General features: G+C 65.7%; 15 protein-coding genes and 1 tRNA gene. 10 read left to right on the top strand and 6 right to left on the bottom strand.

What is annotated here, in order from left to right; all coding sequences use genetic code 11:
- Nucleotides 1-130 precede the first annotated feature (130 nt).
- Nucleotides 131-3,634 carry a response regulator gene (locus ALVIN_RS07365; RefSeq protein ID WP_050750301.1) on the top strand — a complete coding sequence of 1,168 codons (3,504 nt, stop codon included), beginning with the start codon at nt 131-133 and terminating at the stop codon, nt 3,632-3,634.
- 11 nt (nt 3,635-3,645) lie between these two features.
- Here the strand turns inward: ALVIN_RS07365 and ALVIN_RS16580 are convergent, their stop codons facing one another.
- Nucleotides 3,646-6,294: a CHASE domain-containing protein gene (locus ALVIN_RS16580; RefSeq protein ID WP_223295278.1), complete on the bottom strand. Its 2,649-nt coding sequence runs from the start codon at nt 6,292-6,294 to the stop codon at nt 3,646-3,648.
- A 163-nt stretch (nt 6,295-6,457) separates the two neighbouring features.
- On the opposite strand from ALVIN_RS16580, the gene polA reads away from it, so the two are divergent.
- The 3 genes from polA (at nt 6,458) to ALVIN_RS07345 (ending at nt 10,415) form a co-directional block, all read left to right on the top strand.
- Entirely contained in the window at nt 6,458-9,193 is a 2,736-nt protein-coding gene (gene polA / locus ALVIN_RS07355; protein ID WP_012970696.1) for a DNA polymerase I, read from the top strand.
- Between the two features lie 414 nt (nt 9,194-9,607).
- The gene (locus ALVIN_RS07350; RefSeq protein WP_012970695.1) at nt 9,608-9,928 is read left to right on the top strand and encodes a hypothetical protein; all 321 of its coding nucleotides are present in this window, start codon (nt 9,608-9,610) and stop codon (nt 9,926-9,928) included.
- A gap of 121 nt (nt 9,929-10,049) precedes the next feature.
- Nucleotides 10,050-10,415: a PilZ domain-containing protein gene (locus tag ALVIN_RS07345; RefSeq protein ID WP_012970694.1), complete on the top strand. Its 366-nt coding sequence runs from the start codon at nt 10,050-10,052 to the stop codon at nt 10,413-10,415.
- A gap of 42 nt (nt 10,416-10,457) precedes the next feature.
- On the opposite strand, the gene ALVIN_RS07340 is transcribed toward ALVIN_RS07345, so the two are convergent.
- Complete coding sequence (locus ALVIN_RS07340) at nt 10,458-10,817, bottom strand: DUF2782 domain-containing protein (RefSeq protein WP_043795567.1); 360 nt, start codon at nt 10,815-10,817, stop codon at nt 10,458-10,460.
- Nucleotides 10,818-10,939: 122 nt separating this feature from the next.
- On the opposite strand from ALVIN_RS07340, the gene ALVIN_RS07335 reads away from it, so the two are divergent.
- Complete coding sequence (locus ALVIN_RS07335; RefSeq protein ID WP_012970692.1) at nt 10,940-12,949, top strand: UvrD-helicase domain-containing protein; 2,010 nt, start codon at nt 10,940-10,942, stop codon at nt 12,947-12,949.
- Nucleotides 12,950-13,096: 147 nt separating this feature from the next.
- Nucleotides 13,097-13,173, top strand: a tRNA-Arg gene (locus ALVIN_RS07330).
- A 1-nt stretch (nt 13,174) separates the two neighbouring features.
- Here ALVIN_RS07330 and ALVIN_RS07325 read toward each other — a convergent pair.
- Both ALVIN_RS07325 and ALVIN_RS07320 read right to left on the bottom strand, forming a co-directional pair.
- On the bottom strand, nt 13,175-13,987 hold the full coding sequence (locus ALVIN_RS07325; protein WP_012970691.1) for a TatD family hydrolase: 813 nt from the start codon (nt 13,985-13,987) through the stop codon (nt 13,175-13,177).
- Entirely contained in the window at nt 13,981-14,520 is a 540-nt protein-coding gene (locus ALVIN_RS07320; protein WP_012970690.1) for a DUF2058 domain-containing protein, read from the bottom strand. The genes ALVIN_RS07325 and ALVIN_RS07320 overlap by 7 nt, the downstream gene beginning before the upstream one ends.
- Nucleotides 14,521-14,715: 195 nt before the next feature.
- Here ALVIN_RS07320 and ALVIN_RS07315 point away from each other — a divergent pair, with 195 nt between their 5' ends.
- The 4 genes from ALVIN_RS07315 to ALVIN_RS07300 all read left to right on the top strand — a co-directional run bounded on the left by ALVIN_RS07315 (nt 14,716) and on the right by ALVIN_RS07300 (nt 19,001).
- Nucleotides 14,716-15,231 carry an OmpH family outer membrane protein gene (locus ALVIN_RS07315; protein WP_012970689.1) on the top strand — a complete coding sequence of 172 codons (516 nt, stop codon included), beginning with the start codon at nt 14,716-14,718 and terminating at the stop codon, nt 15,229-15,231.
- 185 nt (nt 15,232-15,416) lie between these two features.
- Nucleotides 15,417-15,653 carry a YdcH family protein gene (locus tag ALVIN_RS07310; protein WP_012970688.1) on the top strand — a complete coding sequence of 79 codons (237 nt, stop codon included), beginning with the start codon at nt 15,417-15,419 and terminating at the stop codon, nt 15,651-15,653.
- Nucleotides 15,654-15,663: 10 nt separating this feature from the next.
- Nucleotides 15,664-16,296 (top strand): MBL fold metallo-hydrolase, encoded by a 633-nt coding sequence (locus ALVIN_RS07305; RefSeq protein ID WP_012970687.1) that lies wholly within the window; start codon nt 15,664-15,666, stop codon nt 16,294-16,296.
- 98 nt (nt 16,297-16,394) lie between these two features.
- Nucleotides 16,395-19,001 (top strand): DUF349 domain-containing protein, encoded by a 2,607-nt coding sequence (locus ALVIN_RS07300; protein WP_012970686.1) that lies wholly within the window; start codon nt 16,395-16,397, stop codon nt 18,999-19,001.
- A 45-nt stretch (nt 19,002-19,046) separates the two neighbouring features.
- Here the strand turns inward: ALVIN_RS07300 and ALVIN_RS07295 are convergent, their stop codons facing one another.
- Both ALVIN_RS07295 and glgA read right to left on the bottom strand, forming a co-directional pair.
- Complete coding sequence (locus ALVIN_RS07295) at nt 19,047-20,315, bottom strand: alpha-amylase family glycosyl hydrolase (protein WP_012970685.1); 1,269 nt, start codon at nt 20,313-20,315, stop codon at nt 19,047-19,049.
- 76 nt (nt 20,316-20,391) lie between these two features.
- The gene (gene glgA / locus ALVIN_RS07290; RefSeq protein ID WP_223295277.1) at nt 20,392-22,515 is read right to left on the bottom strand and encodes a glycogen synthase GlgA; all 2,124 of its coding nucleotides are present in this window, start codon (nt 22,513-22,515) and stop codon (nt 20,392-20,394) included.
- Nucleotides 22,516-22,617 lie beyond the last annotated feature (102 nt).

Genomic DNA, 22,617 nt, shown 5'->3' with positions numbered 1-22,617 from the left:
TTTATTGGCTTTGAGACCCAACTCCGAAACCTCGCGTACCCGTGGGTGAAACATCGAGACCGGCCTCCGTCGACCACAGTGTAGCCGACGCGGACAGGCGGACATATTGGATGGAATGGACGCGATGATAATGGAAACGGCACCGACACTCCTACGCCTCCTGATCGTGGAGGACTCAGCCGACGATGCCGGCCTGCTCGTACACACTCTAAAAGAGGCCGGATATCAGGTCGAGCATCGCTGCGTGGAAACGGTTGAGCAGCTCCGGGAAGCATGGCTGATCGGCCCCTGGGACATCATCATCTCGGACGATCGCCTGCCCGGCCTCGACGACCCCAAGGCTCTGGCTCGCATGCGACGCGGATGGCCGGACGTTCCGCTCATCGTCCTCCTGGATGCCGCAGATGAGGATATCGGTGTCCGCGCCATGAAGGCCGGTGCGAACGACTACATCCTCAAGGGGCATCTGGCGCGCCTGGGAGTGCTGGTCGAGCGTGAGCTCCAGGAAGCCAACCGTCGCCGCCAGACACTGGTGACCAAGGTGCAGTTCCGCGCGCTTCTGGACAGCGTTCAGGACGCCATCATGGTCGTCGACGAACACGGCCGGATCCAGGTCTACAACCAGGGTGCCGAAGCCATCTTCGGTTATGCCATGCGCGAAATGCTCGGCCAGGGCATCGGCTTTCTGCTGCCGGGCGATGGCTACGAGCGGCTCAAATGCAATCCGGTCCAACTCAAGTCACCGGGCGATCTGACTGGCACCCAGGTCTATGAACGCCGTTACGTGGTGGTGGAAGGCCGACGCCATGATGGGCGGATGCTCACGCTCGAGGCCAGCAGCTCGTGCGCGTCCGTCTTCGGCTCCAGAACCTACACCTTCATCCTGCGCGACATCACCGAGCAGCAACAGGCCGAAGCGGCGCTACGCGAGAGCGAGCGACGCTACCGCGAGCTGGTGCAGAGCGCCAGCAGCGCCATCATCCGCTGGACCCGCGACGGTACCCTGACCTTTTTCAACGAGTATGCCGAACGCTTTTTCGGCTGGAGTGCCGAGGAGGTCGTCGGCAAATGCCGCATCGACATCCTGGTGCCGGACCAGACATCGACCGGGACCGATCTCCGCGGACTGATCGAAAACCTCCTGGCGCACCCGGAGGACTATCGCAGCAACATCAACGAAAACGTCTGCCGCGATGGGCGCCGGGTCTGGATGAGCTGGACCAACCAGGCGATCCGCGACGCGCACGGCGCGGTGAGCGAAATCCTCTCCGTCGGCAGCGATGTCACCGCGCGCCTCCAGGCCGAAGAGGCCGTGCGGCGACTCAATGCCGACCTGGAGCAGCGCGTGACCGAGCGTACCGCCGAGCTGCGCGCGGCGCGTGAGCAGGCGCTGCGGCTGGCACAGGCCAGGAGCGAGTTCCTGGCCAACATGAGCCATGAGATCCGCACTCCCATGAATGCCGTGCTGGGGCTGGCCTATCTACTGGAGCGTCAGGAAAACCTGCCCGAGGAGGCGTGCGACCTGGCACGCAAGATCTATCACTCCGGCCAGAGTCTGCTCGGCATCATCAACGACATCCTCGACGTCTCCAAGATCGAGTCGGGGAAGATTTTGATCGAACAGACCAGGTTTCAGCTCAGTCAGGTCTTGGACAACCTGGCAACCATCATGACCACGGCGGCCAGAGGCAAGGATCTCGCGCTGGCCATCGTGCCGCCGCGCGACTGTGATTGGCCGCTGCTCGGTGATCCGCTGCGACTGGGCCAGATCCTCATCAACCTCACCAACAATGCCATCAAGTTCACCGACTCCGGCGTGGTCGAGGTGCGGATCACGCCTGTCGAGTCCAGCGCATCCAATCTCGTGATGCGGTTCACGGTTCGGGATACGGGGATCGGCATCGATGCCGAGACCCAGGCCCGGCTGTTTCAGCCCTTCATGCAGGCGGATGCGTCCACCACGCGCCGCTTCGGAGGCTCCGGTCTCGGGCTGATGATCTCGCGGCAACTGGTCGAACTCATGGGCGGACGGCTGGGCGTCGAGAGTGCGCCGGGCGTCGGCAGCACCTTCTGGTTCGAGGTTCCGCTAGGCCGCACCGAACCGGACGCGCCGGATCGGCCTCGGGCGCGGCCTCTACAGGTGCTGATCAGCGACGACCATCCCTGTGTCCGCGATGCGCTGTGGGCGACGGTCAGTGCCCTGGGCTGGTCAGCGACCTCGGTGGACTCGCGGGACGCGGTGCTGGACGCTGTCTTGAATCATTCGTTCCTGCAGGGACCGGATGCCGCGGTGCTTCTGGACTGGGGGCCGGAGCGCGACGGGCTGGCGACCGCTCAAGCCATCTGCCAGGCCCTGCCCGCGTCACGCCGGCCGCTGCTGTTCCTGTTGACCCAGGCGCCGGCCGACCAGATCCGGCAACGTCCCGACGGCGACATCATCGAGGCCGTGCTCGCCAAGCCGTTGACCCCCACCCCCTTGTACGACGCTGTCGCCAAGGCGCGCGGCCGGCGTCTCGGCAAGATCGAGACACCCGCGCGCGTCCGCCGCCAGCCGCGACGGCTCGCGGGTCGGCGCCTGCTGGTGGTCGACGACAGCGAGATCAACCGCGAGGTCGCTCGGCGCATTTTTAGCGACGAAGGGGCGACGATCACGCTGGCCAACGATGGTCAACAGGCGCTCGACTGGCTCCAGGCGCATCCGGATGCCGTCGACTTGGTGCTGATGGATGTGCAAATGCCGATCATGGATGGCCACGAAGCCACACGTCGTATTCGCCAGATCCCGGAGCTCTCACGCCTGCCGGTGGTGGCGCTCACCGCCGGCGCGCTGCATTCCCAGGAGGTCTTGGCCCAGGAGGCCGGAATGGATGACTTCATCCCCAAGCCCTTCGAGGTCGAGCAGGCGGTGACTGTCATCCGGCGCCTGACAGACGACCGGGGCCAGACGCGGGCGTCGACGCTCAAGGCATCCGACACGGAGCACCCGCCCGCCTCGGCCGCCACGTCAGCCACGCACGCACCGAACGCCTTGCCGCTACCGGGACTGGCGATCGATCGCGCGCTGACCATGTGGCAGGAGGCCGAAACCTATCGTCGTTATCTGCGCCGGTTCGCGCAGGAATACGCCGATGTGGTCAGCCGCCTCGCAGCGGCCGAACCGCCGCTGGCTCAGCAACTGCTCCATACGCTCAAAGGCGTTGCCGGGAATCTGGGACTCACCGAGGTTGCGTCGCAGGCCGGCAGACTGGAGTCGCTGATGGCCGATCCGGTCGCGGCCGAGTCGGACGCAACGTCCATGACGGCCCTGCAGTCAGCCCTGGAGACAGCGCTCGACTCCATCGCCCGCTACGCGCGCGAGACGCCGGTCGTGTCCGAGGCGGGTATGGCGGCCGAACCGGAATCCGCCGCCAAGCGCGGCCGGATCGCACCGCTCCTGCATGCAGCCCTGAGCGCCCTCAACGAGTTCGACATCATCGGCGCCGAATCAGCCGTCAAACGGCTCGCGCACGAGCTGCCCGACGACCGGCTCGTCGACCTGCGCGAAGCGCTCGGAAACTTCGATGCCCGCAGCGGGGTGGCAGCGGTGCGCGTGCTGGCCGACCGGCTTGGGATTGCCGTCGAGCACGGCGCCTGACCAGAGCGCACCTATCCGGCTCCCGGCAGCCATCTGAGCAGGGCTTCGTAGAGTTTGCGCGGCTCGACCGGCTTGCCGAGATGATCGTTCATGCCCGCTTCCAGACACCGCTGCCGATCGCCCTCGAAGGCATTGGCCGTCATCGCCAGGATCGGCAACGCCGCGCGCCCCGGCAGGAGACGAATGGCGCGCGTCGCCTCCAGACCATCCATGACCGGCATCTGCATGTCCATCAGCACCAGGGCGTAGTCGTCGCGCGCGCGCAGACATTCGAGCGCGTGACGACCGTTGTCGGCCACATCGACGATCAGGCCGGTGGTGCTCAGCAATTGGAGCGCGACCTCCTGATTGATGGGGTCATCCTCGACCAGGAGCAGGCGTGCGCCCTGATGACGCTGGGCGATGAGCCGCTCCGGCTGGAGCTGGGCGTGTTCGGATCGGGCCGCCCCGTCCGGGGCGGCGGCCGAGGGGGACCGGCGCAGGCGCACGCTCGCCCAGAACGTGCTGCCCCGACCGGGTTCGCTCACCACGCCCACCTCACCCTGCATGAGATTGGCCAGACGGCGCGCGATCGCCAGTCCCAGACCCGTGCCGCCATAGCGCCGGGTCGTCGACTCGTCCCCCTGGGCAAAGGGCTGGAACAGGCGTGCCTGCTGTTCGGCGGTCAGGCCGATCCCCTGGTCCGCAACGTCCAGATGCAGCCGCATCCACTCGGCGTCTTCGGCCTGCGTCCAGGCGCGAACCCGGATCTCGCCCTGTTCGGAGAACTTGATGGCGTTGGAGACGAAGTTGAGCAGGATCTGCTGCAGACGCAGCGCATCACCGACCAGCGACTCGGGCACATCGGGTGCGATGGCCGCGTGCAGCCGCAACCCCTTCTGCCGCGCCCGGTCACCGAGCAGACTGAAGGTCCGCTCGATCAGATTGCGCGGCGAGAACTCGCCCGTTTCGAGCGTGAGATGCCCGGCCTCGATCTTGGACAGATCCAGGATGTCGTCGATGATCCGCAGCAGATGGGCGGCCGCCTCGCCGACCTTGGTCAGCCAGTCGTGTGCGCGCGGGTCCGTGACCTCGTGTTGCAGCAGATGATTCAGACCGATGATGGCATTCATCGGGGTGCGGATCTCGTGGCTCATGTTGGCCAGAAAGGCGCTCTTGGCACGGTTGGCCGCTTCGGCCGCGTCGCGCGCCTCGCTCAATTCCTGGGTACGCGAGGCCACCAGTGACTCCAGGTGCTGACGATAGCGCTCCAACTCGGTTTCGGCGCTCTTGCGCGCCGTGATGTCGAAGAAGGTTACGACGATCTGCTGAAGGCGCCCCGGCTCGTCCCAGAGCGGATACGCCTCGCACTGCACCCAGGTGAGCCGGATGTCCTCGGGTTCGAGGATGCCCAGTACCAGATCCTGCACGATCACGCCGGTATTCACGACGCGGGTGACCGGATATTCGGCCAGCGGCATCGGTGTCCCATCCTCGCGGACGAAGCGCCAGGCCGGGTCCATGGCCGTGCGACCATGCAGCTGATCGACCGCCAGCCCCAAAAGGCGCGAAGCCATGGGATTGGCGAGCAGGATGGCGGTATCCGGACCATGGACCACCACGCCTACGTGCAGATTGTCGAGCAACTCGCGGTAGTTCCGCTCACTCTCGCTCAAGGCGGCCTCAGCCTCCTCGCGCGCCCTGAGTTCCATGACCAATCGCACCGTCTGCCGACGAGACCTGTCCAGGGCGAATAACAGCGCCGCGATCAGCAGGGTGACGAGAACCCCGGAGGTGGCCACTCCCCAGACCCGGATATCCCAGAACAAGGTTTCATTCAAATCGGGCCGAGTCAGATCCAGCGTCCAGCGCTGCCCCTCGAAATCGATCGGGATGGAGGGGATGTCCAGTCCGGCCGGCTCCCAATCCTCGGTGGCGGCCGGTTCGTTGTCGTGGAGCAGGGACGCCGGCACGGGCTGATCACCCGCATAGAGTCTGAGATGGATGCGCCGCCCATTGTAGCGATCCCATCCGCCCAGGATGCCGCGCATCAGGTCGTCCATCCGGTAGGGACTGTAGACCCAACCGACCAAGGCGGCACGTCGCTGCTCGATGGTGGCGACGGGCATTCCAACGCGATAGACCGGAACGTACATCAGTGTTCCGGCCTGGACGTCGCGCTCGGTCTCCTGAACCAGATGCACCTTGCCCGAGAGCGCGGCGACATCCAGGTCACGGGCGCGCTCCATGGCCGCGTGCCGCACCGGCTCGGAAAACATGTCGTAGCCGAAGGCGCGGAGATTGCGCCCGCTGAAGGGTTCGAGATAGACGATGGCCGTGTAGAGTGGACGTTCGCCCGCCGGCCAGACCCGATAGTCGGCGAATCCCTCGGCGCGTATCGAACGCTCGTGTTCGGCGAGATCCTCGGACCGGATGGCGCGCGCGAAACCGACGCCCTGGATTCCGGGCAGGACCGAGTGAATCTGCGAGCGCTGGACGAAGGCGCGCCACTCCTCGCGACTGACTGCCTCCGATCCCATGAAGAAAGCCGCGCCACTGCGCAGCAGGAGCGCATGGGCGCGCAACCGTGCCTGAATCTTGGCGGCGGTCTCCTCGCCGATCAGGGACAGTTCGCGTCGAAGCTGGGATTCAACATCCGTATGTGTATAAATCGTCGCCAACAGCGTCAAGAACAAGCCCAAAACGAACGCGATGGCGGCAATCGCAAAGCGTCTTCGAGAGTCAGGCATAAAGATCTCGCTTAAAGGCAAAAAGCCAGCGACAGCGCTGATTGTGCTACCGTTGAACGTCCGTTGACGGCCAATGCATCCAAACACGCCTCTCATGATACCCCAATATCCATTGATCCTCGTCGACGCCTCCGGCTATCTTTTTCGGGCCTATCATGCGCTGCCCAAGCTGACCAACTCGCGAGGCGAGCCGACCGGGGCGCTGGTTGGCGTACTCAATATGTTGCGAAAGCTCATCGAGGATCATCGACCCGAGTACATCGGTGTGGTCTTCGATGCCGGCGGGCGCGGCTTCCGTCACGACCGCTATCCCGACTACAAGGCCAACCGCCCGGCGATGCCGGAGGATCTGCGAGCGCAGATCGAGCCGCTGCGGACGATCATCCGCGCCATGGGACTGCCGCTGCTGGTGGTGCCGGGAGTCGAGGCCGATGATGTGATCGGAACCCTGGCCACGCAAGCGGCGGCAACGGGTCTGCCGACCCTGATCTCGACCGGGGACAAGGATCTGGCGCAACTGGTCGGCGAACACGTGACCCTGATCAACACCATGACCGGCACCCGGCTCGATCCGGACGGCGTGCGCGAGAAGTTCGGCGTGCCGCCCGAACGCATCGTCGACTATCTGGCCCTGATGGGCGACAGCGTCGACAACGTCCCCGGCGTGCCCAAGTGCGGCCCCAAGACGGCGGCCAAGTGGATCGCCGAATACGGCGATCTCGACGGCGTCATGGCTCAGGCCGGTACGATCAAGGGCAAGATCGGCGAGTCGCTGCGCGCGGTGCTCGATCAGTTGCCGCTGGCGCGCGACCTCACCACCATCAAGCGCGATGTCGCACTCGATCTCGGGCCGACCGATCTGCGCCCCACCCCGCCGGACGTCGAGACGCTGCGCAACTGGTATGAGCGACTGGAATCGCGCCGCCTGCTGGCGACGCTCGATGGGGTCGGAGTCGCCGGCGCGCCGACCGCTGCACGCTCGCACGAGGCCGAGCACTCGACGGAGTCCGAGGCCGGCACCGAACCACAGTACGAGCTGATACTGACCGAAGCGGCTCTGGAGGATTGGCTGAGTCGCCTGCAAACAGCCGACCTCTTCGCCTTCGACACCGAGACCACCGCACTCGACGCCATGCAGGCCGAGCTGGTCGGCGTCTCGTTCGCGCTCGAACCCGGACGCGCCGCCTATGTTCCGCTCGCGCACGTCTATCCGGGCGCACCCGATCAGCTCGACCGCGATCGCGTCCTGGCCCGATTGAAGCCGCTTCTGGAAGACCCCGGCCGCCCCAAGGTCGGCCAGAACCTCAAGTACGACATGAGCGTGCTCGCCCGCTATGACATCGCCCTGCGCGGCATCGCTCACGACACACTGCTCGAGAGCTATGTGCTCGACAGCACCGCGCGCCATGATCTGGACTCGCTGGCCAAGCGCTTTCTCGACCATGACACCATCCGCTTCGAGGACGTCGCCGGCAAGGGCGCCAAACAGATCGGTTTCGATCAGGTGCCGCTGGAGCAGGCCGGTCCCTATGCCGCCGAGGATGCCGAGGTCACGCTGCGCCTGCATCGGGTCTTCCAGCCGCGTCTGGCGGCCGTGCCCGCGCTCGAGCGCCTCTATCGCGAGATCGAGATGCCGCTGGTGCCGGTGCTCTCGCGCCTGGAACGCGCCGGAGTGCTGATCGACAGCGCCCGGCTCGCCACGCAGAGCGCCGAGCTGGCGCGCAAAATCCTCGAACTGGAGGAATCCGCCTACCGGGTCGCGGGCCGACGCTTCAATCTCGGCTCACCCAAGCAGATCGGCGCCATCTTCTTCGACGAGCTGGGGCTGCCGGTGGTCGCCAAGACGCCCAAGGGCGCGCCCTCGACCTCCGAGGATGTGCTCGAACGTCTGGCCGCCGAGGGCCATGAACTGCCCCGGATCATCCTCGACCATCGCGGACTGTCCAAGCTCAGGTCGACCTACACCGACAAGCTGCCGCGCATGGTCGACCGCGACACCGGGCGCGTCCACACCTCCTATCATCAGGCGGTCACGGCCACCGGACGGCTGTCGTCGAGCGATCCCAACCTCCAGAACATCCCGATCCGCACCGAGGAGGGGCGGCGCATCCGCCGCGCCTTCATCGCGGCGTCCGGTCATCGCCTGCTCGCCGCCGACTATTCGCAGATCGAACTGCGGATCATGGCTCATCTCTCGGGCGACGAACGCCTGCTCGCCGCCTTCGCCGGCGGTCAGGACATCCATCGCGCCACCGCAGCCGAGATCCTGGGGCTGGCACCCGAGGATGTCACCGGAGAACAGCGCCGTTCGGCCAAGGCCATCAACTTCGGGCTCATCTACGGCATGTCGGCGTTCGGACTCGCCCGTCAGCTCGGCATCGAGCGCGGCGCGGCTCAGGAGTACGTCGACCGCTATTTCGAGCGCTATCCGGGCGTGCGTGACTTCATGGACCGCACCCGCCGGCAGGTGCGCGAGGACGGCTATGTCGAGACGCTCTTCGGTCGCCGACTGCACCTGCCCGAGATCGGCCACGGCAACCAGGCCAGACGCGCCGCCGCCGAGCGTACCGCCATCAATGCACCAATGCAGGGCACGGCCGCCGACATCATCAAGCGCGCCATGATCGCCGTCGATGCCTGGATCGAAGCCGAACAGCCGGCGGCCCGGCTCATCCTCCAGGTCCACGACGAACTGGTGCTGGAGGTTGCCGAGTCGGCGGTCGAGGAAACCCGTGCACGGGTGTGCGCCGCGATGGAGACCGCCGCCGAGCTGGCCGTTCCCCTGGTGGTCGACATCGGCGAGGGCGCGAACTGGGACGACGCGCACTGAGCCGGGAACCAAATCCGATCCCGACAGTCGGAGTTTTCGAGCGAAACGGGACCGGGCATTTCTCCCCCTGGATGACGGCCCCAATCCCCGGCTTCCCCTGGCCGGGGAATGTTCCCCCGAGGCCCTGACCCCGAGCCTCGGGGGTCTTTGTTTTGATTGAACCCACTTCATCCCAAGCCGTCATCACCGAGCAGCCCTGCTGCGCTCTCGGCGCCCACGCTTGCCTGTCGTTCCAGCCAGCCGCCTGACTCCCGGATGGCTCATTTATTGCCTTAAAGAAATTAATTCACAACGCTGGACGGCAGATCGCACATGCAGGCCCACGAACCGGCGCGACCGTCACGAGAACTTAACGAAGTTGTTATATAAATACTTCAGACATTGATTATTGATTTTCAACGGGGGCGGAAGACCATGACCGAGCTCATTCGCATTGGCCGGGGGTTCTTCGAAGATCTGGCCATGACACCTGAGACCGAAGCACGATTACTCACGGACAGCCGTTTGACGGAACAGGAATTCGCGGCCAGACATGCCGACACCATCCTTGCTCACTACATGAGCACCTTTGGCTTCGATTTTCTGCGCGAGGACGCCGAATTCTTCGCCGCCGCTATCTGGCACTATCTGCGCGCACGCGGCATTCGCGACCGGAATCAGATCGAGGCCGCCGTATTCAAGGATAGTCCGAAGGTGAGCCGGCTCAGTGCCACCTACTCGTGCCAGACCGCCTGACATGCACCAATCCGGCGCACGATCGGATGCCCGTTCACGGGCTCGTCATGGGCGCTGAATACAATCGTCAACATCCGCGCCTAACATAGCGAGGCAACGAGGATGCCTCCGGAGTCAACCAATGAGTATCGAGCATCGCTACCGCACGCGCCGTGCGAGTGACATCGAAGTCCAGATCCAGTATCGCAACCGCCGCTTCCGCAGCGCCAGGGGACGTAATCTTTCCGACCAGGGCATGTATCTCGAGGTCAGCAATCTGACCTTGCCCACAGGTACCCTGGTGGTGCTCGAGGTCCGGGACATGGACCGCGATTGGCGCATCCCCGCCATCGTGGTCCATCAGGACAACGCCGGAATCGGCGTCATGTTCCGTGACACCCATCCCGATCTCTTGCAGTCGAGCGCCGAGTCGCTCATGCCCCCCATGCCCCCCATGCCGCACACCGCCTTCGACGCCCAGGCCGGGTCAGGACTCAGCGCCGTTTGACCCGCGCCGCGCGGTTCGAACGGGGCGCGATTCCAGCACGCCTCATTTCCACTCGAACAACACCCATTGCGGCACGGAGGTGTTACGCGCCGCGCGCTCCTGGGCGTCGATCAGCCCATCCCCATTGATGTCATAGAAATAATAGGCCGGCCCGACTTGCGGCTGCACCCGCACCATATACAGCACGCCGCGCACCCGATATTCGTAGACGATCTCGTCGCCGGACTCGCGGATGGTAATATCCGGTTCGACCGCCTCGCCCGTGACCGGGGACGGCACGACCTCGGGGGCCTGAAGGAATCCGCCGGCGTCTGGTGCCTCCGCTTCTTCTTGAGCTTCTTGAGCGTGGGCGGTCGTCAGGCAGGACGCGAGGATCAGAACGGCAAGTCGTCGGTTGAGCACGGGATCACCAGGCCAGGTCGGGGAACATGGCCCGAATGGTAGTACGATCCGCTCCGGATTGCTCGCCCGATCGGGCATAATGCGCCCTCCCCGCCTGCTCCGCCCGAACGCGCCCCGACATCATGGCCGAACTCAATCCGCGACAACTCGACGCCGTGCACTACACCGCCGGCCCGCTGCTGGTGCTCGCCGGCGCCGGTTCGGGCAAGACGCGCGTCATCACCCAGAAGATCGCACACCTGATCGAGCAGATCGGACTCGCGCCCCGGCATATCCGGGCCGTGACCTTTACCAACAAGGCCGCGCGCGAGATGCGCGAGCGGGTGAGCCATCAGCTCAAGGGCACCCAGACGCGCGGACTGGCCATCTCGACCTTCCATCGGCTGGGGCTGGAGATCCTGCGCCGTCATCCCGAGGCGGCCGGTCTGCATTCGGGTTTTGCCCTGCTCGACGCCCAGGATGCCGAGTCGCTGCTCAAGGAGGGGTTACGCGGTCTGGCCGAGGCCGATGCGCTCAGTCCAGGGGCGGTGCAGCACCGGATCTCGCGCTGGAAGAACGATCTCGTCGACCCCGAGCGTGCGGCCCAGCTCGCCGAGGATGCCTTCGAGGCGCGGCTCGCGGCACTCTATGCCGACTACGAGCGTCGTCTGCGCATCTACAACGCGGTGGACTTCGATGATCTGATCCTGGCGCCGACGCGCCTGTTCCGCAGCCAGCCGGCGATCCTGGAACAGTGGCGCGGACGCATCCGCTATCTGCTGGTCGACGAGTATCAGGACACCAACAGCGCCCAGTACGAGCTGGTGCGCCAGTTGACCGGCGCGCGCGGGGCCTTCACCGTGGTCGGCGACGACGATCAGTCGATCTATGCCTGGCGCGGCGCGCGGCCCGAGAACCTGGCGCGGCTCCAGGAGGACTATCCGGCCCTGCGGGTCATCATGCTGGAGCAGAACTATCGTTCCAGCGCGCGCATCCTGGGGCTGGCCAACACCCTGATCGCCAACAACCCGCATGTGTTCGAGAAACGGCTGTGGAGCGAGCACGGCCCCGGCGAGCGCGCCCGCGTCATCCGCTGCCGCGACGAGCGCGACGAGGCCGCACGCGTGGTCTCCGAGATCCTGCACCTGAAGTTTGCCGAGAAGTGTCGCTTCGGCGACATCGCCATCCTGTTTCGCGGCAATCATCAGGCGCGCCCCTTCGAGCAGGCGCTGCGCGAGCACAGCGTCCCCTATTTCCTCAGCGGCGGAACGTCCTTCTTCGCGCGTACCGAGATCAAGGACGCCATGGCCTATCTGCGCCTGCTGGCCAATCCGACCGACGATACGGCCTTTCTGCGCATCGTCAACACGCCCCGGCGCGAGATCGGCTCGACCACGCTCGAACAGCTGGCCGATCACAGTCGCCGGCAGGGTCTGACCCTGCTCGCCGGCTGCACCGATCCCGGTTTGGCCGAGCATCTCAATCCGCGCCAGCGTGAGCGGCTGGCCGCCTTCGTCCAGCTCATCACCGATCACCGTGAACGTGGACGCGCCGATCCGGTCGGCGCGGCGCGCGCGCTGCTCCAGGCCGTCGGCTACAAGGGCTGGCTGCGCGAGAACGCCTCCAGCCAGCCGGTCGCCGAGCGACGCTATCAGAACGTCGAGGATCTGCTCGACTGGCTCGGGCGTCTGCGTCAGGGCGAGTCGCCGAAGACCTCGCTCGTCGAGCTGGTCGATCATCTCGCGCTCATGGACGTGCTCGACCGCCAGGATGAGGACTCTGGCGGCGATCGGGTGCATCTGATGACACTGCACGCGGCCAAGGGGCTGGAGTTCCCGCAGGTGTTCCTGGTCGGCATGGAGGAGGAGCTGCTGCCGCATCGCACCAGCATCGAAGAGGACAGCATCGAGGAAGAACGCCGACTGGCCTATGTCGGCATCACGCGCGCACGCGAGGCGCTCACCTTCACGCTCGCACGCCGCCGACGCCGCTATGGCGAATGGGTCCAGGGCGAGCCGAGCCGCTTTCTGAGCGAACTGCCCGAGGATCAGCTCGACTGGGACGGTGAGCGTCGCGAGGACAGTCCCGAGGATCGCAAGGCGCGTGGCCGGGCGCATCTGAGCGCGCTCAGGAATATGCTGGCGTCCGGCTGAAATCCCGGTCGAAGCCAACGGATTTGCCCGTCTGGGTTCGATGGCCTTTGACGAATGGGGCCGTAAGAGTGATAATGCGCGACCGCTGAATGCCAATGTCGGGTGGATGACCTACTCCACACGCAGCTCCAGCTGCCACCGTTCAAAGCGCCCGTAGCTCAGATGGATAGAGTACAGCCCTCCGAAGGCTGGGGTCACAGGTTCGAATCCTGTCGGGCGCGCCAATCACCTCAATCCTCGCAAGACCTCGCACGCATTGGCCGTGGTTCGCGCGGCCACCTCGGACGGCTCCAGATCACGCAGACGCGCCAGCGCCTCCAGCACCTCGGGCAGATATTCCGGACTGTTGCGCTCACCCTGATGCGAAGCGACGGTCATGTCCGGCGCATCGGTCTCCAGCACCAGGGCGTCGAGCGGCAGCTCAGTGGCCAGCCGCCTGAGCTTGCGCGAACGCTCGAACGTCAACATCCCCCCGAAGCCCAGCTTGAATCCAAGCTCCAGATACTGATGGGCCTGCTGAAGACTGCCGTTGAAAGCATGGGCGATGCCGCCCGCCGGCACCGGCTGACGGCGCAGGAGCGCCAGCATCTCATCGTGCGCCTTGCGCACATGGAGCAGTACGGGCAGATCCGCCGCGCGCGCGATCGCCAACTGGCGCTCCAGAAGCCGCGTCTGGCGCTCCGGATCGAGCCCCGCGACATGATGGTCCAACCCGATCTCGCCGATCGCGATCACGGCTCGTTCAGCCACCAGGGTTTCGAGCCGCGCCAGATCGGCATCCCGATGTGAATCCAGATAGACCGGATGCAGACCCAGCGCCGGATACAGTCCCGGCCCATCCGGCGGCGCGGAGCCACAGAGCGCCAGCAGCGCCTCCCAGCCACCGGCATCGATGGCGGGCATCACCAGCGCCTCGACCCCGGCCGCACGCGCGCGCGCCAGCACGACCGCGCGATCGGCGTCGAACTCGGCGACATCGATATGACAGTGGGTGTCGATCAGCCTCGCATCGGTCGTCGCCGGACGGTCGATTACCACATCAGATCGTCCGGCACCTGATACTCGGCATAGGGATCGTCGGTGCTCGCCTCGTCCCTGGCGCGATTGAGCACCAGCACCAGCGAGGCATCGCGCGCCTGGACGCGCTCGGCGATCTCGGCCGGGACCAGCTCGTAGAAGGTATCCTGACGCACGATGGCCAGACGCCCGCCGACCAGCCGGGCATGCTGATCCTTGTTGACATAGAGCCGCTTGAGCGCAGTGCCGTCGGTGAAGTTGTAGGCCAGATCGCCGCCATCGCGCACGACGCGATGAGTATGGATGAGCTGCCGGATTTCGTTCTCGGCCGCGCGGCGCGCGGCCTCTTCCTGGCGCTGACGATTGAGTTCTCGGTCGCGCGCCAGCTTTTCGGCGCGCGCGCGTTCGGCGGCCTGACGTGCCGCCTGCTCCTCGGCGGTGGGCTGGCGGCCGGTCTGCTTGACCTGTTTGCGCTTGTCCGAGCGTGTCTGCTTGAGCTTCTGCTCATTGACCAGGCCCGCTTTGAGCAGCTGCTCTTGTAATGAGTTACCCACGGCGAAGGGTCTCCGGGATCGAACGATGGTATAGAGTCGGGATCGCGAGAGGATCTACCAGCGCGCCGCTGGAGGCAAGCCCGATCGGGCGAAAATCGCCAGTGGTTTTGCCTGGACCGGGCGACGGTTACAATCCGGGTTCCCGGTCTCCGGACCGATTCTCTACGAATACGCCAACCAAACTGGAGTGCATCCATGTCCCGTCCGCTTCTGTTCGCTGCGCTGATCGCTGCCCTGAGCCTGCCGATCCAGGCTCTGGCCAATGACGGTGTCGGCTTCGTCGACATGCAACGCGTGCTGGAGGAGAGCAAGCTCGGCCAGCGTTTGCAGAAACAGCTACGCGAGGACTTCGAGCCGCGCACCAAGGGCTTCGCCGACGAGGAACGCGAGATCGCCCAGATGCAGCAGGCCCTGGCCAAGGACAAGCCGCTGATGAGCAACGATCAGGTCGCCAAGAAGGAGCAGGAGATCAAGGCGCGCATCGAGGCCTATCAGAAAAAGACCCTGCCCATCCAGCAGGAGCTGATGAAGGCCCAGCAGGAAAAGGGTCGTGAGATTCTGGAGCCGGCGCGTGAGGCGCTGAATACCATCGCCAAGAAGAAGAAGCTCGGCATGGTGTTCGAGCGCAGCGTCGGCGGACTGCTCTACATGGACAGCGGGCTCGACATCACGGCCGATGTCATCAAGCAGATGGACTCCCAGACCAAGTGACCGCGCATCGGCCGGACCTCTCGGCCCGGCTGTTTCAGCCTGTCGCCACTGGGGTATACTCCGGTCGCCTCGGACGTCCCGCTTCGTCCGAGGGCCGGATCGGCTTCGGGGTTGGTCTCGGAGTCACCCCTATCCCCACCGTGCGCGGTCGGACCGCGCCGGACCGCCTCAGAGGAGCGGACCCCATGCTTGGTGAATCACACGACCTGCGTCATGAGTTCCCCGATCTCGAACAGAAGATCGCCGCGCTGCGCGCCGGCAACCCGGAATTCGCACGGCTCATGGACGAATACGACAGCCTCGATGCGCGCGTGCGCAACATCGAGGAGCTGGGCTCCCCGGTGGCCGACGAGACCATCGAGGAGCTGAAGAAACAGCGTCTGCATCTCAAGGACGCGCTCTACGACATGATTCGGGCCTGACAGAACGACCGTGGAGTTCCAGATCCTACCCGTCACCGGCTTCCAGCAGAACTGCACCCTGCTCTGGTGCGCACGCACGCGCCGCGCGGCCATCGTCGATCCGGGCGGTGAGCCGGATCGCATCGAGGCGCTTCTGAGCCAGCTCGAGCTGGAACCCGAGCGCATTCTGCTGACCCATGGTCATTTGGATCATGTCGGAGCCAGCGCCGAACTGGCGCAACGTCTGGCCATCCCCATCGAGGGTCCGCATCCGGACGATGCCTTTCTGTTCCAGTCGCTACCCGAGCAGTGCCGAATGTTCGGCTTCCCGCCGGTCGCGGTCTTCGAGCCGGATCGCTGGCTCCAACACGGTGATCGGATCGCGGTCGGCGATGAGAGCCTGGAAGTCATCCATTGCCCCGGACACACACCCGGACACATCGTCTTCCATCAGGCCGAATCGCAACTGGCCCAGGTCGGCGACGTGCTCTTTCGCGGCTCGATCGGGCGCACCGACTTTCCGCGCGGCAACCATCGCCAGCTTCTCGACTCGATCCGTCACCGGCTCTTTCCACTCGGCGACGCCGTGCGTTTCATCCCCGGTCATGGCCCCATGTCGACCTTCGGTAAGGAGCGGCGCAGCAACCCCTTCGTCGGCGGCTGACAGCTTCCAGCGTGCCTGGGACTCGACCCGCCGGCGCAACATGACGACGCCCAGCCCACCGGACTTGGCTTGGGCACGAATTCTCGGAGCAGAATCTCATGCTATTCCAGCGATTGCTCAAACGGCGCAAGGCGAACGCCGACGAGACCCCGGACACGTCCAAGGTCAAGGCGGCACCGGCCGCCCCGGTGCCGCAGATCCGCCTCCCTGAAACCCTGCCCGAGAAGGCCCGCCTGCATCCTGATCCGGCCCAGCGTCTCGCGGCCATCGAACAGCTCGATGATCCGGCCGTGCTGGTCGAGTGCGCCATCCATGACGCGCTGGCCGCCCATCGCGCGCGCGCGCTCGAACGGCTCGACGACAGAGCCGCGCTCGAAGAAGTCGCGCGGCGCATCGGCAAGAGAGACAAGCGCGTCTACCGCATGGCGCGCGAGAAGCTGCGTCTGATCGCCGAACGCGAGGAACGTCCGCAGATCGTGCGCGCGCGATGCGAGGAACTCTGCGCCCAGGTCGAGCGTCTCGGCCGGCTGGCCAACTGGAACCAGGATCGCGCCCTGCTCGACCATCTCGACCGGCAATGGAGCGCGCTCCAGGACGAGGCCGAGCCGGAATATCAGGCCCGTTTCGAGCGCGAACGCGCGCGTTTCCTCGACGCCCATGCCGCCCACCTCCAGGAGCAGGCCAAGCGACAGGCCGAAGCCAAGGCGCGTGCCGCCGAGATCCAGCATGCCGAGTCACAGCCGGCCGAACCGAGTTCGTCCCAGGCCGCATCCGAGAGCCACGCGCACGAGACCAGCGCCCGTCCTGTCGAGCCACCCGCCGCCGAACCGCTCGCGCGTCCCTCCGACCCGCGCGAACGCGAACGCCTGGAGAAGACGATCGCCCAGCTCACCGAATTGCTCGGCGCCTCCAAGCCGCTCGACCACAGACAGGTGCGCCGTCTGCTCGATCAGGGGCGCGCGCTGGCGGCCCGCTGGCCCGATTCCGAACCGGCTTTGGCCTTCCCGCCGCTGGCCGAGCGCCTGGAGTCGCGTCTGCGCACCCAGCGCAAGCACGCCGAGCAGCGTCTGCGTCAATTCCCCGAGCGGCTCGCCGAGCTGGACGCCCATCTGGCCGAGGGCGAACTCAAGCAGGCCGATCCCCTGCATCAGAGCCTGCTGTCGGCGCTCGAACTCATCCAGTCGAGCGGCATCGACCCCAGTCAGGCGGACGACTTCAACCGCCGTCTGCGCGCTCTGGCACCGCGTCTGCGCGAACTCCAGCAATGGCGCCGCTGGGGCGCCGACCAGCACCGCGAGATGCTCTGCGCCGAGATGGAATCGCTGCTCGACGCGGAGACTCTGCCGCCGGCCGCGCTCACCGAGCGGCTGCACGCACTCCAGATGGACTGGAAGGGACTCGACAAGGCCGGCTCACCGGCCAATCAAGCCCTTTGGGATCGCTTCCACAGCGCTTCCGAGCGCGTCTACGAACGCTGCCGCCCCTTCATCGAGGCCCAGGCCGCCGAGCGCGAGAGCAATCGTCTGGCCCGCGAACAGCTTTGCACGCAGCTCGAAGCCTTCGTCGCCCAGGTCGACTGGGAGCGCGTGGACTGGAAGAAGACACTGCATGCCGAGCGCGAGATGCGTCAGTCCTGGGCGGCCATCGGCCCGACCGAAGGGCGCGTGCGCAAGGCGCTCGAACGCCGCTTCCACCAGTCGCTGCGCCTTCTCGATCGCCATCTGGACGCCGAGCGCCAGCGCAATCAAGCCCTGAAACGCGATCTCATCGCGCGCGTCCAGGCCCTGGCCGAGACCCCGGATCTGGAATCGGCCATCGAGCAGACCAAGGCTCTGCAACGCGAGTGGCACACCACGGTGCCGGCGCGCCAGAAAGATGAGAACCGCCTCTGGCGTGAGTTCCGTGCCGCCTGTGATGCCGTCTTCGAGCGTCGCGCCGTGCGCCAGCAGGCCCAGGCCCAGGAGCTGGCCGAACATCTGGTTCTGCGCGAAGCGTTGTGCGAGGAGGCCGAACGTCTCGCGGCCGGCGAGCACGACCCCAAGCACTTGGCCGCGGCCCAGCGCGACCTGATCGCACGCTGGCGCGAGGCTGAGTCACGGCCGGTGCCCCGGCAGGCGGCCGGCCAGATCGCACGCCGCTGGCAGACGTGTCGCGAGGCGCTGGAGCGCCGGCGGCAAACGGCCGAGCAAAGCCTGCGGCTGGCCGCGCTCGAACGTCTGGAGCGTCAGGCGGCCTTCTGCGAGCGCCTGGAGCTGGCACTGATCGAGGGACGGCGCGATGGACTCGATGCCGAAGCGCTGCGCTGTGAATGGGCGGATCTGCCCGCGCAGGCGGATCCGGGCCTTCAGCGCGCGATCACAGCCCGTTTCGATCGCGCCCTGAAGGCGGTCGGCGACGCGGCGGAACTGGACAGCCTGCGCCGGTCGTTCGCGGACAATGGCCAGCGACGCGCCCAGCTCTGCCTCCAGCTCGAGATCGCCGCCGGTGCCGAGACCCCTCCCGAATTCGCCCAGCAGCGGCTCGAGCTCCAGGTCGCGCGTCTGGCCGAGCGATTGAGCGAAGGCGAGGAGGATTCACTCCAAAGCGGTCTGCGGCTGCTCGACGACTGGTATCTGCTTGGCCCCGCCCCGCGTGATCCGGCGCTCGAACGGCGTTTTGAGCGCGTCAAGGCCGCGCTGGCGCCGGCTTCGTGCGACGCCCCCTGAACCGCCCTGATCGCGAGATGGCGGCCCCGCTGGCGGGCCGCCATCTCAGCTCTCCGTCACCAACACCCGCCCCATCCCCGGCGCCAGATCGAACTCGAAGGGCGTGGGCAGAAAATCCATGGCCCATTCGAGCGAGACGTCGCGCAGCGGGCCGGGCGCGCGGATGTGCTGGTAGAGATTCTCGATCCGTAGATACTGGCGGTTCCAGGGGTCTTTGTTGAGGGCGAGCAATGCCTCGCCCCGGCCCTTGGGATGCGACTTGTGCAGCAGCAGGATGGCCGGATTCGAGCACGCGATGCGCTCGATCGGCCCTTCGCTCCGGAACACCGGATAGCGATCCTTGATCCGGTTGATCTGGGCGATCTCGTGGGTCAGATCGACGTTGATCCCCTCCCATTGATCCGGCTGGGTGTTGACCACGTCGAGCCGGGTGCTGAAGCCGTATTCGAATCCGATCGGGATCATCACCCCGGTCGAGAACAGCGCGGCGAACAGATAGCGCTGGCGCAGGGCATTGGGATTCTGGCCCGACTCCAGGAACAGCCGCTCGGTGTCGTGGCTCTCGGGAAAGCTGATCGAGGGCGCCACCTGGCGCGTCAGATCGTACTGTTCCAACAACCAGCTCCCGTCGAAATCCCACCATTTGGAGCTGTTGAAGATGGCATCGAAGCCGGCACCCGCCGTCGAGCGCGCCTGCTCGGGCGAGCAGCCCAGAGTCTCGGCGACGAAGACGAGGTCCGGATCGGCCTTGCGCGCGCGTGAGATCAGGCGCTTCCAGAGCTCGGTCGGGAGCTGATAGGCCGCGTCACAGCGAAACCCCTTGAACCCGAGATCGGCCAGATGGGCGATGACGCGGTGCAGAAAGTCTTCCAGCCCTTTGCGATCCGACGAATGCTCGTGATCGAACTGCGCCAGGTCGTACCAGACGACCTTGGTGCCGTCGGCCTCGACGCAGAAGGGATTGGCGATCTTGCTGCCCTCGCGCACGAACCACTCCGGATGTTCCTTGACCAGCGCCGAATCGACGGCGCAGTGGTTGATGACCAGATCGATCATCACCGACATGCCCAGCCGTTCGGCTTCGGCGATCATGGCGCGCACCTGGGCGTCGGCGTCGAACTTGGAGCGTCGGTCGACGAAATCCGGGTTGACGGTGAAATAGTCAGCGGTCGAATACAGACTGCCCGAGCGCCCGGTCTTCTGGATCGGATTGACGAACACCCAGTCGAAGCCCATGGCCGCCGCCCGCTCCAGATGCGGCGTCCACTCCCCGAAACGGCCCACGAGCCTCGGAAATACGTTGTAGATCTTCATTGAACCACGCCCGGAATACGCTGATCGTTTTGGTGTAGGTGCGGCTTCAGCCGCATTGGCCAAACTGGATGCAGGCTCAGGCATCGCGGATGTAATCGTAGATGTTGAGATAGTCCTGACCGGGCTGGTTCCAGGAATAATCGCAACGCATGGCGTTCTTCATCAACTCGCGGAAGTGCTCGGGGTAGTCGTTGTAGCAGTCGATGGCGCGCCCGAGCGCCGACTCCAGACCGCGATGGTCGTAGTCGTTGAAGACATAGCCGTTGCGCTCGTGCAGCGGACGGTTGGAGTGATCCTTGTCGAACACGGTGTCGGCCAGTCCGCCGACGGCGCGCACCACCGGGATGGTGCCGTAGCGCAGCGAGATGAGCTGGGTCAGCCCGCAGGGCTCGAAGCGGCTCGGCACCAGCATCATGTCGGCCCCGGCATAGATCAGGTGCGACAGATCCTCATCGAAGCCGATCTCCAGATGGCAGTCGGGACTGTCGTTGAGCATGCGCTTGAGCCCCCAGAAATCGGCGTTGATCCGATCGTCGGGGCTGGAGCCGAGCAGCACGAACTGGGCGCCGCGCTCCAGGGTGTTGAAGATGGCGTGACGTACCAGTTCCAGCCCCTTCTGCGGATCGAGCCGGCCGATGAAGGCGACGATCGCCTTCTCGTTGTCGGCCAGCATCAGACGCTGACGCAGGGCGCGCTTGTTGTCGTACTTGCGCTCCAGGCTGTCGATGCCGTAGCGGACCGGGATGTGCCGGTCGACCTCGGGGTTCCAGACGTCGTAGTCGATGCCGTTGACCACGCCGCCGTACTTGATGTGATGGGTGTGCAGCACCGGCTCCAGACCGAATCCCTGGCCCTGATCCTTGGTCTCGAAGGCATAGCGCGGCGAGACGGTGGTGACGAAGTTGGAATAGACGATACCGCCCTTGAGCAGATTGAGCGCATTAGGATAGCGAGGATCGCCGAGCCGGGTGTGCGAGAAGAAGTGCTCGGGACGGTGCAGGCCGGTGGCGCGCAGCAGCTCGGGTCCGGTGATGCCCTGGTGGGCGAAGTTGTGGATGGTGGTGCAGACGCGCGGATGGGTCATGCCGAGCGCCTGATACTGCTCGAACAGGTGCACGGGTACCAGCGCCGTCTGCCAGTCGTGACAGTGGATGATGTCGGGATGCTTGCCCGCCTTCCACAGGAACTCGATGGCCGCGCGCGAGAAGAACGCGTAGCGCATCACATCGTCGCGGAAGCCGTAGATGCTGTGACGATTGAAAAAATCGTCCGCCGAATGCGGCTCGATGAAGAAGCACTTGCGCCCGTGCACGAAGCCGAAGAAGACGGTGCAGTGGATGGCCCCTTCGTACCAGGGCACCCACAGATCCTTGTAGACCTCATGCAACTCGAAGATCTGGTCGTAGCGCAGCGAGGCGTACTTGGGCAGGATGATCTCGACATGGTTGCCGCGAATGGCCAGCTCGCGGGTCAGCCCGAAGACCACGTCCGCCAGTCCGCCGACCTTGGCCACGGTGGCCAGCTCGGGGGTGATGTGGACGATGAACAGACTCGGGCGCCAGACGGGTGGCGCGGCCGGCTCCCACTGCGGCTCGGGGGCGTGCCAAGGCTCCTCGTGCCCGGTGGGCGATTCGGGCTCGGGCGTCGAGCCGAACGCCGGCATGAGTGCGTGCGTGGGCGCATGACCGAGTTCCGAGAAGGGGCGCGGCTCGGGTTTGGTGATGTGCTCGGCCTCGGTCTCGGTCTCTGAACCGACTGGCGGATCGTCCGTGGCATTGACGACGGGCGTTTCCGTCTCGGGCGCGATGGTTGCCGATACGGCCTCGGTTTCCGCCGCCGTCTCCGTGTGCATGGGGGGCGGCTCGTCCAGGGTCTCCACGGGTACCGGAGCCTTCACCTCAGACGCCCGCTCGGCCGCCCCGGCGCGCACGGGCGGCGTCTTGGAGTCGGACACCTTGGATGTCTTGCGGGTCGCCGTCTTCTTGATGACCGAAGTCGTGGTCGCACCGATCCGAACGGCGGCGGATTCCGGCTGGACGGTGCCGATGGCCGGATCGGTTGGCGTGGTTTCAGGCGTGGGCGCGCGCTCGGGCGTCTTCTTATCCGGCGCTCTGGTCCTGGTGGTGCTCGTGGTCTGCGACTGTGGGGTGCCAGTGGTCTTCTTGGCCATGCGCTCGATTCCTACGGCTTGGTCGGTCATGGAGTGACACGAATGTGGATCGGCCCATTCTGCCATGAAGGGCCGTCCGGAATCGCGGGATTGTCGGGACGAAGGATCGCGGGTCCACAGGCCCGGAGACCC

The organism is Allochromatium vinosum DSM 180 (assembly GCF_000025485.1).
In the GTDB taxonomy this organism is placed as follows: domain Bacteria; phylum Pseudomonadota; class Gammaproteobacteria; order Chromatiales; family Chromatiaceae; genus Thermochromatium; species Thermochromatium vinosum.
The sequence above is the reverse complement of the archived record's forward strand: the minus strand, read 5'-3'. Positions and strand labels throughout refer to the sequence as shown.

Bases quoted from the DNA above. Each gene is read 5' to 3' on its own strand.
- ALVIN_RS07365 (WP_050750301.1), top strand. From the start codon at position 131: ATGGAAACGGCACCGACACTCCTACGCCTCCTGATCGTGGAGGACTCA.
- polA (WP_012970696.1), top strand. From the start codon at position 6,458: ATGATACCCCAATATCCATTGATCCTCGTCGACGCCTCCGGCTATCTT.
- ALVIN_RS07350 (WP_012970695.1), top strand. From the start codon at position 9,608: ATGACCGAGCTCATTCGCATTGGCCGGGGGTTCTTCGAAGATCTGGCC.
- ALVIN_RS07345 (WP_012970694.1), top strand. From the start codon at position 10,050: ATGAGTATCGAGCATCGCTACCGCACGCGCCGTGCGAGTGACATCGAA.
- ALVIN_RS07335 (WP_012970692.1), top strand. From the start codon at position 10,940: ATGGCCGAACTCAATCCGCGACAACTCGACGCCGTGCACTACACCGCC.
- ALVIN_RS07315 (WP_012970689.1), top strand. From the start codon at position 14,716: ATGTCCCGTCCGCTTCTGTTCGCTGCGCTGATCGCTGCCCTGAGCCTG.
- ALVIN_RS07310 (WP_012970688.1), top strand. From the start codon at position 15,417: ATGCTTGGTGAATCACACGACCTGCGTCATGAGTTCCCCGATCTCGAA.
- ALVIN_RS07300 (WP_012970686.1), top strand. From the start codon at position 16,395: ATGCTATTCCAGCGATTGCTCAAACGGCGCAAGGCGAACGCCGACGAG.
- ALVIN_RS07295 (WP_012970685.1), bottom strand. From the start codon at position 20,315: ATGAAGATCTACAACGTATTTCCGAGGCTCGTGGGCCGTTTCGGGGAG.
- glgA (WP_223295277.1), bottom strand. From the start codon at position 22,515: ATGACCGACCAAGCCGTAGGAATCGAGCGCATGGCCAAGAAGACCACT.